Source organism: Halalkalibacter hemicellulosilyticusJCM 9152, from assembly GCF_000513115.1.
Lineage (GTDB): Bacteria > Bacillota > Bacilli > Bacillales > Bacillaceae_D > Halalkalibacter > Halalkalibacter hemicellulosilyticus.
The window spans coordinates 1-12564 of the sequence record NZ_BAUU01000057.1 but is presented as its reverse complement, the minus strand read 5'-3'; the positions used below and the strand labels follow the sequence as shown (position 1 = coordinate 12564).

Here is a 12564-nt window from a genome sequence, read left to right as displayed (position 1 = left end):
TAACAATGCAAATACTTGTCTATGCAAGTATCTTGTATGCATAAAAAACGTGCAACGACCTTCTCTGAGTACCTTCATTAACTTCCTCGCCAACTGTAAACTCTATCCTTTGAAAAAAAGAAATGAGACTGAGACAAAAGTATTTACCAAAATGAGAAATCGAAAAAATACACAGCGGTGCACATAAACCTTCGCTACGTTCTCTAAATGTCCGAATTCTCATCTAAACACTTTTGATATGCCCAGACTCACCTCTCTATCGATAGTCCTCTAAATGAAATGCTTGCGTAAATCTTTTCCAATCATACAAAAGCGCTCAAAAGCCTTTTGGTACGCTTGATGACGGTCATGGTTCGGCGCAACGACTTCCTTCAACTGAATCGTCTGTTTTATTTCTTCATAGGAGTTTACTTTACCGATACCCACTAAAGCCGTCCAAGCTCCTCCCCACGCAGCACTATGGTGAGTATCTAATACATGAATGTTCTTCCCAAATACATCGGCCACCATTTGAACCCAAAAGGACGATCGTGACAAGCCTCCATTCACATAAATTTCTTTCGATTCTCCCGCCATTTCTACAAGAGATTGCTCAATTTGATATAAATTTAAAGTGATTCCTTCAAGAACGGCACGAACGAGATGATGTCGTTTATGAGTCATACTTAATCCAAAGAAATTTCCTTTTGCTTTCTGATTCCATAATGGAGCTCTTTCCCCATTAACGTAAGGAAAAAACAATAAACCATCGGCCCCAACTTCAGCCTTACTCGCTTCGTGGATCAACTCTTCAATACTTCCATCAAAGACAAGTAACTCCTTTAACCATTGTAATACAATCCCTCCATTATTAGTCGGTCCACCAATAATGGCCGTTTGTTTATCGAAAGCATAGGTAAATGTTTCAAATCGCTTATTTACTTTCACACCTTCTACAAATTGTCGAATAGCACCACTTGTCCCAACAGAAATAGCTACTTCACCAGGTGAGATCGCACCGCTTCCTAAGTTCGCTAATTGACCATCCGCAGAACCTATGACAAATGGAACACCTTCTAACAAAGGGTTCTTAACAACTGACCATTGCGAAATCACTTTTGTTGGTTCCACAATTTTTGACAGTTGTTCCCTTTTTACAGCAACTAACGTTAATAAATCATCATCCCAATCATACGTATGTATATTAAATAAGCCAGTGGCTGAAGCCATCGCGTAATCGACAACTCTTTCTCCAAACCATCTATATAGTAAAAATTCTTTAATTGACATAAAATAAGAAGACTTAACGTATGGCTCGTAATTCGTTTCCTTCATCCACATTAATTTCATGAAAGGCGTCATCGGGTGAATCGGTGTACCTGTTTTCGCAAAGATATCTGCTCCATTCGTTCCCATGACTCTTTCTGCCTGTTCACTACTTCTTCCATCAGCCCAAATAATCGCATTCGTCAGCGGGGTCATCTGTTCATCCAAGCAGATAAGTGAGTGCATCGCACAGGAAATACCAACCGTCAACACCTCCCCCATCTGAACGTTTGCTTCTTCTACTATTTCACTTATCGCTTGCTCTGAGAATACGACAATTTGTTCAGGATCTTGCTCTACCCAGTTACCATTTAAATACTTCGATTCAATGACTTTCTCCGTTTCTGCAATAAGCTTCCCATTCACCGAAAATAAAACCGCTTTCACACTCGTTGTTCCTAAATCCAAACCAATGACTAATTCTCTTAACATATTCTTTTTCTCCTATCCATTTGTTTTCCTTCTTTTATACTAACATGGATTAATTTGATATTAGAGGCTGATGTATCGATCTATTCTTAATACAATTACGTATGAACGTTTTCACTCATCGTAATTGGTCTATACAAGTAGACATGATTATGCTAAAATGACTATCAAAATATGTACACTAAGGAGTCGATCGTTACGTGATAAACAAAAATTCTCCTATCCCATTCTATCATCAACTAGAAGAATTAATTAGACATAAAATAGATACCAATGAGCTGAAGGAAGGAGATGTCATTCCATCTGAAAGAGCGTTATCAGAAGACTATGATGTTAGTCGTATGACCATTCGTCAAGCATTAACAAACCTTGTAAACGAAGGGCTATTGACGAGAGAAAAAGGGAAAGGAACATTCGTTGCGAAGCGTAAACTAGAGCAACCATTAATGAAATTAACAAGCTTTTCTGAAGACATGAAAAACCGTGGACTTATTCCAGAAAGTCGTATAATCGAATTTACAGAAGGTGTCCTGTCTGTTTCTGAATGTAAAGAGTTACAAGTGCCACAAAAATCAGTAGGTTATCGAATTAACCGTTTACGGCTAGCAGACAATGCTCCAATGGCTTACGAAATACTCGTTTTACCAAAAGTCATTTTCCCTCAACTAAGCCAGGAGTCCATTCACTCATCCTTTTACTCATACGCTGAAGAGTTAGGTTATCAAATTGATGGAGCCACTCAAACATTAGAACCTTCTTTGGCATATGAACAAGAAAGTGAATTATTACAAATTAAAAAAGGGTCACCCGTCTTATTAATGAAACGAGTCAGCCGACTAGCAGACGGGCGCCCATTTGAATATGTTAAATCGATTTACCGGGGAGATCGTTATAAGTTTATAACTGAGTTAAAACGATAGTTTCACGGTACAAGGGCTCTCTGTCTTAAGGAATAGAGAGCCTTTTCTTTAATCAAACATCGTAATTAACCACATAACGTTGTTTTTCGGTATGATAATATCCTTCGCTATATTCAATCACTTGTCCTAGCTCATTATATGAATAACGTAATCTTTTCAATAATGCTGTATGACTTTCTATTTTTAACGCATCTGCAACGCCTTCACTTGGAATTCCAACAGCAAATTCATCTCGAAAGGATTCTAAATAAATCCCCTTCTGCTCTAAAAATCCATATAAAGATTGTTTATCAATATCACTCTCTTGCATATGTTGTATCGCTGGTGTCAAAAAATGATAATAATAAATATATGGCTGATCGTTTAAATAATACATACGCTCAACTTTATAAACTTGTTTCCCAAATAGACGATATAGTTCCGTATTCTCCTCATTTGTAATCAATTCGACTCGGAGAAGTTTCTTCTCAATTCTATTTCCTTCCTCAACGAGCAGTTCTGTAAATCGCTTACCTCTAGACAGCTTTGAAAGAGATGTATTGCGAATAACCTTCGTTCCTTTTCCACTCTTCTTCTCTAGGTAACCTTCTTGAACTAGCTCCTTCACGGCATTTCTCACCGTAATCTTACTCACATCAAACTCTAATTCTAGCTGAGGCTCTGCAGGAATATTTTCACCGATTGGATACACTCCATGCAATATCCTTTCTTTTAGAATCATCTTAATTTGAATATACAATGGACCTTTTTTTGGGGATACATTCATTTCATCGTCTACCTTTCTATATCACCTATCGTTCCTTCCATAACTTTTACAATGTCATTCTCAGTAGAAACGGGTGTATCTCCTACCACCGAATGTGCAAGCATACTTGCAACTGTTGCAAATTCAACTGTTGTTCTACTATCAAACCCTTTAACTACACCATGAATAATACCACTTGAGAAAGCATCTCCTGAACCTATTCTATCAAAAACCGGAAACGTTCGAATACTCGAAAAGACCGTTTTTTTATTTCTATGAATAAACCCTCTCAAGGTGTGTTTATCATGACTCTCGATTTTTCTGTTCGTTCCAGCTATTACGGAGATTTGATATTTCTCAGCAACGATAGTCATTAATTCTTTTATTTGATCATCTAGTTCCATTTTTGTCGTTTCCATTTTCAGTGTGTGAATAGCATCCTTCTCATTCATTATGACGATATCAGCTAAATGAAGCAACTGTTCATAATAAGGCCTAGCTTTTTCATGTCCATTATCCCCCCAAAGCAAAGGCCTATAATTACAATCAAATACAACCATACATCCTTTTTCTTTAGCCATTTCCCCAAGGGTTATCATCGTTTTCCTTACCTGCGTATTCATAGCTAATGCTATTCCACAAAAATGAATGACCTCTACATTCTTAATAATATGAGGTAAATCAAACGTTTTTGTCGAAGCTGTGTTAAAGCTACTTAAAGAACGATTTGCATACGTTACCCGACTTGGCCTTGCACCAAACCCATTCTCTAAAAAGTACATGCCGACTTCATGACCACATCGACTAACATACGTATCCTCAATCCCGAGTTTTCGCAAATACGAAACAGCTGCATCTCCTAACGCATTAGGTGGTAGGGCAGAGACAAGATAACCTTTATGTCCAAAATGAGAAAGCGCAGCCAAGACATTGACTCCCGTACCTGAAAAAGAGTATTGCAATGTATTAGCCTGCTTTAATAATTCATACCCTGGTACTTGTAATCGCATCATAACTTCACCGAAAGCGGCCATTCTTCTAGACATAACAATCAACCACCCTCTTCATGATCATCGTTAGCTTTCGAACTTCATCCTTTGAGGTGTTGCCTGTCCTTTTATCAATAATTGAACTATATATATGAGGTATTATAATCGGTACTCCTTCTTCAACAGCTATTTGTATAATACGTTCGAAATTCCCTATATGTATTCCACCCGTTGGTTCTAGGGCAAACCCTTCTTCTGCACATGCTTGTGCTATATGACGGTATTCCTTTTCATGATCTAGCCCTGCCATTGGGAAGTACTTAATAGCATTCCCACCCATATCACGAATTAGGGCTATAGCAGATTTTATTGGTACGACAGCCTGCTGCTTTTCTTTTGAACTATGAATCCCCGTTGAAAGATTCACGAAACCAGCCTGCCCAGTAGGTGATACTAAACTATTAATCCAACCTGCTTTCATACCTAGATTCGCGCGCGTAGCCCCAACATTAGGAAATACCTGATTAATATGAGCCCCTTCATACGCTTTCACAATTTCAGCTACTACTTGCGCTTGCTTAGGGTCACCAGCACCCAAACCGATTGAAACTGCATCTTGAATAGCTTTTCCATAGTGGCGCATCCCTTCAATGGCCTCATGTACATTATCATAATTTTTCGAAAGAACACCTACAACAACATGACCATCTGCAGCATCAAATACCTCCTGTGCATTTTCGATTGAATTGCTAATACATTTAAACACATTCGTTGTTTATAAAGTCGCCTACTTAGTTTCATCGTAAATTCTCCCCTATAATTTCCTCTATTCGTTCCTTAATCACCTTTATATCATCACCTTGAAGTGGTCTTGGATCAATATCAAAATAGCCTTCCTTAACTCCATAGTCACGTGTATAAATCGCAATTTCTCCGGTTTGTAAGCTTACCGAAAATCGTTCTGCTGTTATACCAAGTCGATCAGCATCTATATGTACTCGCGCCCGATAAATAAGCCTACCAGCTTCATCTTGAACAATTGAAATATGGATACCTTGATGTTTATTTAATTCTAATAAGCTATGAAGACATTGTTTCTCCTCTTCACTCCGATCTTCCTTATGAAAATATTGCTCTAGAGCTTCTAATAAACCGAAAATCGTTTCTTTTCCTACTTTCATACTTCTACCAATCCCTTGGCACTGTGTAGTCAACCACTCTATATATGGTTTCCTTCCTACGACAATTCCTGATGTGGGCCCTTCAATTGCTTTTGAACCACTATAAATGGCAAGATCTGAATATCGAACGTATTTCTTCAAGTCCTCTTCAGCAGCTGCATCAATAATAAGTGGAATTTGTAGGCGTTTAGCTACCTTCCACATCTCCTCTACCGAAATCATATTCTTTTGTACACAATGATGCGACTTTACATATAAAATAGCCGCAGTTTTTGATGTTACCGCTTCTTCAACATGTATTGCCCTTCCTTCATTTGCATATCCAACCTCAATCGTCGTGCCCCCTCCTAAGCCAACCATCGTTTCAATTGGTGCGCCGTATTGAACATTGTGACCTTTAAGCAATATAATTTCATTTCTCTCTTTTTCCTCACTATGAAGATTCAGACTCTTTCTCCTATCACCCTTGGTTACCATTGCCGCAACTGCTAGAGCGATTCCACTCGATGCAGAATTAACAATAATAGCCGCTTCCGCATTTAAGAGGTTCGCTACATACTCGCCTGATTTCTCCGTTAAATCCGCCATTTCTACATACTGACTTCCCCCCTTTTGCATAGCTTCAAAGACACCTTGGCTCGGTGAAGATACACCGAGAATACTCATTCTTCCACTTGCATTTATCACTCGTTTCAATCCGTACTTAGCATTGATACCATTCTCCATTTATAAAAACCCCCTTTGCTTTAATCATTTGACTTGCTTTTCTCTTAACACCTTCTGAATCAACTAAAGTAAACGACCCTTCCTCTACTTTAAATAGTGTCAAGTTCGCTCGATCCCCGACCTGTATCCGTCCTAATTCAGGACGTTTCAGCCAATTAGCAGCATTTGTTGTCACTCCTGCAATAACTTCATCTAGTGAATAACCTATATGTAAAAACTTTGACATTACATTCGCTAAGCTATAGACAGGTCCAGCTAATCGATTGTTACGATAAATATCCGTGCTAATCGTATGAAAATGAATACCATTCTGTTTAGCTTGTTCTGCCACTTCGAAAGAAAAGCTTGCTGACCCGTGACCAACATCCAACAAAACACCTCTATTAATCGCATTCAAGAGCTCTTGCATAGGTTTACCATTTTCATAAAACGGTTGATTGTTTTTACCATTTAAATAATGAGTCACAATGTCTCCCTTCTTTAAATAAGTTAATACGTCTTTAACACTAGGAGGACTAGACCCTATATGAACCATTAAAGGTAGAGCACAATCATCCGCTAGTAATCGTGATAAAATTAATGGTTTTAACCCATTTTTTTTGACAACACTTTTACTTATACGAGCCTTTAAGCCGACAATCTGATCGTCATTTGCATTCACAACGTCGAATATTTCTTTTCTATTAATCCAAGATAAATCAGACAATTCATCTAAGCGTTGCAACCCCATTTTTGAAACATTTAGAAAGACTAATAGATTTGTTTTTGCATCAGATGCCTCTTCAAGAAGCTCACTTATTTGATCGACCCCACAGCTACCAGCATCTACAATCGTCGTGACCCCTTGCTTTATGCCAATATCATCAAGGTGATCGCCATATGGCTCTAGCTTTGAGAAGGCATGTGCATGCATGTCAATCCATCCACTAGAAATAAAATGTCCTGTACAATCTTTCCTATCACCTTTACTAGTAAAGGGTGCGCTAATTTCCGTTATGAATCCCTTTTCAATGGTAATATCAGCATTGTGTCCGTTTAAAAATTGAGCATTTTCTAAAACAATCCGCTCATTCATCTCACTCACCTTTTTCAACTTAATCATTTTGTACACTTACAATAACATAATTAATCACCCTAGTAAATATAACGTTATAATGTATAATAAAGATTTATTTCACTATAAGGCTATTCCTTTAGTCTTATTTACTTAAAGAAAACAAGCCAAAAGAACTAGTAAAATTATTTAGAATACTATTGTTTTAATTAAATAACTAGATGTATAATCATTATAACGATAGATTGTTATAATCTATCGAATTTTAAAGGAGGGATTATATGTTTTCTTTGAAAATGAAGAAAAAAATTCGTATGGTTGGTGTCACAATTGTAGCACTTGGTTTGTTCAGTTTTGTTGGTGCTCAAGCCGTATCAGCTCATGGTTACGTTGAAAATCCTGGTGCACGTGGATTACTATGTAGCCAAGGAATTAACCTTGACTGCGGTGGAATCGTTTGGGAACCACAAAGCTTGGAAGGACCAAAAGGATTCCCTGAAGCTGGTGTAGCCGATGGACAAATTGCTTCTGCTGGAGGAGTTTTCCCTAAGCTAGACGAGCAGTCAGCCGATCGTTGGGCAAAAGTTGATCTTTCAAGTGGTGCAAATTCATTCACATGGCATTTAACAGCACGACACTCGACAGCGAAGTGGCATTACTACATTACAAAACCTGATTGGAATCCAAATGAACCATTAACACGACAACAATTTGACTTAGTCCCTTTTTATGAGCAATATGATGGAGGAGCCCGACCAGAAGAAAAAGTAACTCACGATGTAACGATCCCAGAACGCTCTGGATACCATGTCATTCTTGCAGTATGGGATGTAGCTGATACCGCGAATGCATTCTATAACGTAATTGATGTTAACTTTAGTGGAGGTACTAATCCTGATCCTGGACCAGGACCTGATCCTGATCCAAACCCTGATCCACAATACCCTGTTTGGAGTCCAACAACCGTTTATTTAAATGGAGATCGTGTAACATTTAACGGAAATGTATACGAAGCAAAATGGTGGACACTCGGAGAAACTCCAGGAAACGCATACGTGTGGACCTTAATCGAATAGAAGAGTAGGGACAAGAAACTATCCATGAAAGTAAACAGTTTTCATGGATAGTTTTATTTTTTATAATCATTTACTAGCGATGTCCAAAACTTCTAGTACTAAAAAGCGATAAGAGCCAAACCTCACTTCGTCACCTATTTAATTAAACTGTGGTAAGTACCGTCTATTTTCATTTAATATTTTCGCTAGCAGCGGTTGTGCTACATCTGCACCAACTAGCGGATGAATACTTAACGCTTGTAAAGCCATATCAACATCTCCACGTACTGCCGCTTCAATTGTCAACTCCTCATATGCTTTAACGATTTGTAGTAGACCTCTTATTTGAGTAGGAAGATTTTCACTCGGCTGAATTGGGCGTGCCCCCTCCTTATCAATTAAACAATTAATCTCGATAGAACAATTAATTGGTAAACATGGAAGAATCCCTTTATTTTGCACATTCACAACCTGAATATCTTTTTTATTATTATAAATAGATGTCATCAAATTTACTGCCGCTTCTGAATAGTACGCTCCTCCTCTTAGCTCCAATTGTTTCGGCTTTACCTTTAAGTTCGATTCTTGATAAAGCTCGAACAACTCATCCTCGATTTTTTTTACAACTTTGGCTCTTATTTCTCCTCCTTTCATTGCCTTCATTTGATCTTGTAACATTTGATTTGGCATATAATAATACTTGTGATAAGAACATGGAAGTGCACCAAGGGATTTTAGAAATAACGGATCCCACCCAAAGTCTGGTACATTTCTGACTGTTATACCTTTAGTATAGGAAGCTTTCTTTAATACATCATCCGTGACATTTTTTCCTTCAACCATTATTTTTGTCGTCCATACTAAATGGTTAATACCAATCATTTCAAATTCTACATGCTCTGGGTTTACATCATATAATTGTGCAATCCGCATTTTAGTACCAATAGGCAAATTACACAGACCGATTGTTTTCACGTTAGAGTATTTTAACACTGCCTCAGTTACGATCCCTGCCGGATTAGTGAAATTTAACAAATGGGCGTCAGGAGCTAATTCTTCTATCTCTTTGCAAATATCTAATATGACAGGTATCGTTCGCAATGCCTTAGCAAATCCTCCGGCTCCCGTTGTTTCTTGACCAATTAAATTGAATGCTAAAGGAATTTGCTCATCCCTTACACGCGCTTCTAACAATCCAACACGAATTTGCGTCGTAACAAAATCAGCTTGTTCGATAGCCTTTCTCCTATCTAATGTCATATTTATCGTAATCGGAACATTCGCATTCTCTACCATTCTTCTTGCTAAGTTACCTACAATCTCTAGCTTCTCCTTACCCTGTTCGATATCGACTAAATAAATTTCAGATACAGGCAATTCCCAATAATGATTAATAAACCCTTCAATTAATTCAGGAGTATAGGAAGATCCTCCACCAATTACAGCAATTTTCAAACCTTTTGTTGTCAATGTTTCTCCCCCCATATGATTCTAGTTTCATATAAATTGCATTTGTTACTTTAATATTTAATTGATCAAATGCTAATAAAACCGCCCCATAGACAGGTGCAATCTTAGGGATAATCAACTCAACTTCATGACCACTCTTTTTTACGGTATCTACTAAAGCTTGTAAAAGAGCAGGACTTTTCCCTTTTTGTAAAACACTTCCTACTAATACTAGAGGTATAGGTTGCTGCTCGAAGCCTTTTAATCTGTTTATAACCGATTGAGCTGCCAATCCTAACTCTTCACCTGTATCACTTAAAATAGAATTAGCAAGCTCATCCCCCCTTTTGGCCGCATCATGTAACACTAATGTTAATCCAGCTGGTATATGACTTACACCTCGGTCTAAAAAATCGTTCCATAGCTTCTCCATATCATCATAGCGAAAATATTCACAAACCAATTTGACAAGTATCGACTCTTTTTCACGTTTCTCCCAAGATCGTACAGCAGCGCGAAATGTCTCTCTTGCAAGCTCTGCTCCTCCACTTTTATCACCATATAAATATCCAAACCCTCCTGTTTGCATGACCCTTCCTTCATTGTTCCTACCAGCTGCATTAGTTCCATTCCCACAAATAAGCACAACACCATAATAATTTGGACTACCAATTCGCAAGCCTTCCATCGTATCACATACGACATCCCAATTTTTGAACGGTAATGACTCAAGCGCTGGATGAATAATAGAGAAATCACTATCTCGATCAGCTCCTGCTAATCCATATTGCGCAAAATCAATATGTTCATAGGTCAACCCAGACTCCTCGAAGGCATCGGCAATAGACTTTCTAATATTTTCTAAGGCTGATGGCATACCAATCATCTGATGATTTCCACAACCTGCTAAACCTCGTCCAAGCCTTTCACCTTTTTCGTTTACAATGACTGCTTCGGTTTTACTTCCACCACCATCAACCGCTAATATTAATGGCATTTCACCACATCCTTTTCATTTTATTCTTGATTTTATTTGAAATTTGTCATTACAAATGTTACGTTATTTATATATTTGTTATAACAAATAATAAAAGGAGAAGGGGAGAAAATATGACTCAATCCAAACAGCGGGAAGCTCTATATTTACTAGTAAAAGACAAAATCGTTTCACTTATTCAAGAGAAGGACCTCAATCAAGGGGATAAACTTCCAACTGAAGCGTCCTTTTGTCAATTATTTAACGTTAGCCGAACAACTGTCAGAATTGCATTGCAGCAATTAGAATTGGAGGGAAAGGTTTATCGAGAACAAGGAAGAGGGACATTTGTATCTAAACCTAAAGTTCAAACCTTATTAACTACAACTAAGAAAGGCTTCTCAGAGCAAATGAAAGATCAAGGCTTGCTCCCTAAACGACAAGTATTAGGCTTAGATGTAATCCCAATTAACTCTTATGTATCAAAGCAGTTACATATAGAAGAAGGAAAGCCCGTTTACAAACTGGTTCGCATTCGTTATGCAAATAGTGATCCCATACAATACGAAACGTCATACATACCATGGGAGCAAGCCCCAGGTTTAACTACTTCAGACTGCACTGGCTCTTTATATGAATTACTCAAAGATAAATTTCAGATTTCGATTCATCATACGATTGAAGCTATTGAGCCGATTTTAGCAGATGAGCAAATTAGTAAGCTATTACAAACTAAAATGGGATCTCCTTGTTTAGCAGTTGAAACAATTGCATGTACGAACAATAAACAACCATTTGAATACTCTTATGTTATTTTCCGTGGTGACCGCTCACGTTTTATTATAGAACGTAATTATGAATGAACCCGAAATGTCTTCCGGTTCAAAAGAAATGGGGGATCTAGATGATTAGTCAATATTTATCAAAAATACAACACGGTTTAAAAATAATTGAAAAAACAGAACTAAAGCAAATCGAAAAGGCTGCTTTGCAAGTCAGTCATACTATAAAAAATAACGGGTTACTGCATATTTTTGGATGCGGTCATTCTCATCTAATTGCCGAGGAGTGCTTTTACCGAGCCGGCGGTTTAGTCCAAATTAACCCCATCTTAGATGAGGCATTGATGCTCCATAAAAGTGCCATTCAAGCTGCTACTCTAGAAAGAGATCCTAACTACGGGCATAAACTTCTCGAAGAACAACGACTAACTGCACAAGATACTCTTCTCGTTGTATCAACATCAGGAAGAAATGCGGTCCCTATCGATGTTGCTCTCTATGGAATCGAAAAAGAGATACCTATTATCATCATTACCTCTTTAGCTTATCAATCGTTTCCATCTAGACATCATAGCCGTAAGCACTTATCGGAATTAGGTGGTATCGTAATTAATAATCATGTCCCAATAGGTGATGCTATCATGACTCATGAACATATACCTGTCCCTTTCACTCCCGTCTCTACGCTCCATTCAATTGCGATTACGAACGCTATTATGACAAAAGCCATTGAGTATTTAGCAGACATTCAACATGACGTTCCAATTTTTTTAAGTGGCAATATTGAAAATAGTCAGGACTACAATCACAATTTGTTAGAAAAGTATAAGCACAATATACCTATGTTATCTAAATAATAAGACATATTCACAATTCCGTAATGTTTTCTCTTATATTCCCACAAGCGTACTGACTTTTCATGAATTTTTACTTCTTATTGTCTATATTAGAGA

11 protein-coding genes and 1 pseudogene are annotated in these 12564 nt (G+C 37.7%); 4 read left to right on the top strand and 8 right to left on the bottom strand.

Annotated elements, in window-relative coordinates:
• Positions 1 to 270: 270 nt before the first annotated feature.
• The gene (locus tag JCM9152_RS20165; RefSeq protein WP_035347423.1) at positions 271 to 1737 is read right to left on the bottom strand and encodes a gluconokinase; all 1467 of its coding nucleotides are present in this window, start codon (positions 1735 to 1737) and stop codon (positions 271 to 273) included.
• 197 nt (positions 1738 to 1934) lie between these two features.
• Here JCM9152_RS20165 and JCM9152_RS20160 point away from each other — a divergent pair, with 197 nt between their 5' ends.
• Entirely contained in the window at positions 1935 to 2654 is a 720-nt protein-coding gene (locus JCM9152_RS20160; RefSeq protein ID WP_035347422.1) for a GntR family transcriptional regulator, read from the top strand.
• Positions 2655 to 2706: 52 nt separating this feature from the next.
• On the opposite strand, the gene JCM9152_RS20155 is transcribed toward JCM9152_RS20160, so the two are convergent.
• The 5 genes and pseudogenes from JCM9152_RS20155 to JCM9152_RS20135 all read right to left on the bottom strand — a co-directional run bounded on the left by JCM9152_RS20155 (position 2707) and on the right by JCM9152_RS20135 (position 7370).
• Entirely contained in the window at positions 2707 to 3420 is a 714-nt protein-coding gene (locus JCM9152_RS20155; RefSeq protein ID WP_035347421.1) for a GntR family transcriptional regulator, read from the bottom strand.
• Positions 3421 to 3428: 8 nt separating this feature from the next.
• A complete protein-coding gene (locus tag JCM9152_RS20150; RefSeq protein ID WP_035347419.1) occupies positions 3429 to 4445 on the bottom strand; it encodes a sugar kinase in 1017 nt (338 codons plus the stop codon).
• Positions 4438 to 5189: pseudogene (dagF, locus tag JCM9152_RS20145) on the bottom strand (2-dehydro-3-deoxy-phosphogluconate aldolase). The gene JCM9152_RS20150 and the pseudogene dagF overlap by 8 nt, the downstream one beginning before the upstream one ends.
• Positions 5186 to 6295, bottom strand: a complete 1110-nt coding sequence (locus JCM9152_RS20140; protein ID WP_035347417.1) for a DgaE family pyridoxal phosphate-dependent ammonia lyase — start codon at positions 6293 to 6295, stop codon at positions 5186 to 5188. Before JCM9152_RS20140 ends, dagF begins: the two are co-directional and overlap by 4 nt.
• Entirely contained in the window at positions 6273 to 7370 is a 1098-nt protein-coding gene (locus JCM9152_RS20135) for an amidohydrolase/deacetylase family metallohydrolase (protein ID WP_035347427.1), read from the bottom strand. Before JCM9152_RS20135 ends, JCM9152_RS20140 begins: the two co-directional genes overlap by 23 nt.
• Positions 7371 to 7630: 260 nt before the next feature.
• On the opposite strand from JCM9152_RS20135, the gene JCM9152_RS20130 reads away from it, so the two are divergent.
• The gene (locus JCM9152_RS20130; RefSeq protein WP_035347412.1) at positions 7631 to 8425 is read left to right on the top strand and encodes a lytic polysaccharide monooxygenase; all 795 of its coding nucleotides are present in this window, start codon (positions 7631 to 7633) and stop codon (positions 8423 to 8425) included.
• 138 nt (positions 8426 to 8563) lie between these two features.
• On the opposite strand, the gene JCM9152_RS20125 is transcribed toward JCM9152_RS20130, so the two are convergent.
• A complete protein-coding gene (locus tag JCM9152_RS20125; protein ID WP_173402090.1) occupies positions 8564 to 9889 on the bottom strand; it encodes a 6-phospho-beta-glucosidase in 1326 nt (441 codons plus the stop codon).
• A complete protein-coding gene (locus JCM9152_RS20120; protein ID WP_052016238.1) occupies positions 9816 to 10850 on the bottom strand; it encodes an N-acetylglucosamine kinase in 1035 nt (344 codons plus the stop codon). Before JCM9152_RS20120 ends, JCM9152_RS20125 begins: the two co-directional genes overlap by 74 nt.
• Before the next feature lie 113 nt (positions 10851 to 10963).
• On the opposite strand from JCM9152_RS20120, the gene JCM9152_RS20115 reads away from it, so the two are divergent.
• Entirely contained in the window at positions 10964 to 11692 is a 729-nt protein-coding gene (locus tag JCM9152_RS20115; RefSeq protein WP_035347408.1) for a GntR family transcriptional regulator, read from the top strand.
• Between the two features lie 41 nt (positions 11693 to 11733).
• The gene (locus JCM9152_RS20110) at positions 11734 to 12468 is read left to right on the top strand and encodes a sugar isomerase domain-containing protein (protein WP_035347406.1); all 735 of its coding nucleotides are present in this window, start codon (positions 11734 to 11736) and stop codon (positions 12466 to 12468) included.
• Positions 12469 to 12564: the final 96 nt, after the last annotated feature.

What these genes read in the sequence shown, in the direction of transcription:
- JCM9152_RS20165 (WP_035347423.1), bottom strand. Translation starts at nt 1,737, where the DNA reads ATGTTAAGAGAATTAGTCATTGGTTTGGATTTAGGAACAACGAGTGTG.
- JCM9152_RS20120 (WP_052016238.1), bottom strand. Translation starts at nt 10,850, where the DNA reads ATGCCATTAATATTAGCGGTTGATGGTGGTGGAAGTAAAACCGAAGCA.
- JCM9152_RS20135 (WP_035347427.1), bottom strand. Translation starts at nt 7,370, where the DNA reads ATGAATGAGCGGATTGTTTTAGAAAATGCTCAATTTTTAAACGGACAC.
- JCM9152_RS20125 (WP_173402090.1), bottom strand. Translation starts at nt 9,889, where the DNA reads ATGGGGGGAGAAACATTGACAACAAAAGGTTTGAAAATTGCTGTAATT.
- JCM9152_RS20150 (WP_035347419.1), bottom strand. Translation starts at nt 4,445, where the DNA reads ATGTCTAGAAGAATGGCCGCTTTCGGTGAAGTTATGATGCGATTACAA.
- JCM9152_RS20155 (WP_035347421.1), bottom strand. Translation starts at nt 3,420, where the DNA reads ATGAATGTATCCCCAAAAAAAGGTCCATTGTATATTCAAATTAAGATG.
- JCM9152_RS20130 (WP_035347412.1), top strand. Translation starts at nt 7,631, where the DNA reads ATGTTTTCTTTGAAAATGAAGAAAAAAATTCGTATGGTTGGTGTCACA.
- JCM9152_RS20115 (WP_035347408.1), top strand. Translation starts at nt 10,964, where the DNA reads ATGACTCAATCCAAACAGCGGGAAGCTCTATATTTACTAGTAAAAGAC.
- JCM9152_RS20140 (WP_035347417.1), bottom strand. Translation starts at nt 6,295, where the DNA reads ATGGAGAATGGTATCAATGCTAAGTACGGATTGAAACGAGTGATAAAT.
- JCM9152_RS20110 (WP_035347406.1), top strand. Translation starts at nt 11,734, where the DNA reads ATGATTAGTCAATATTTATCAAAAATACAACACGGTTTAAAAATAATT.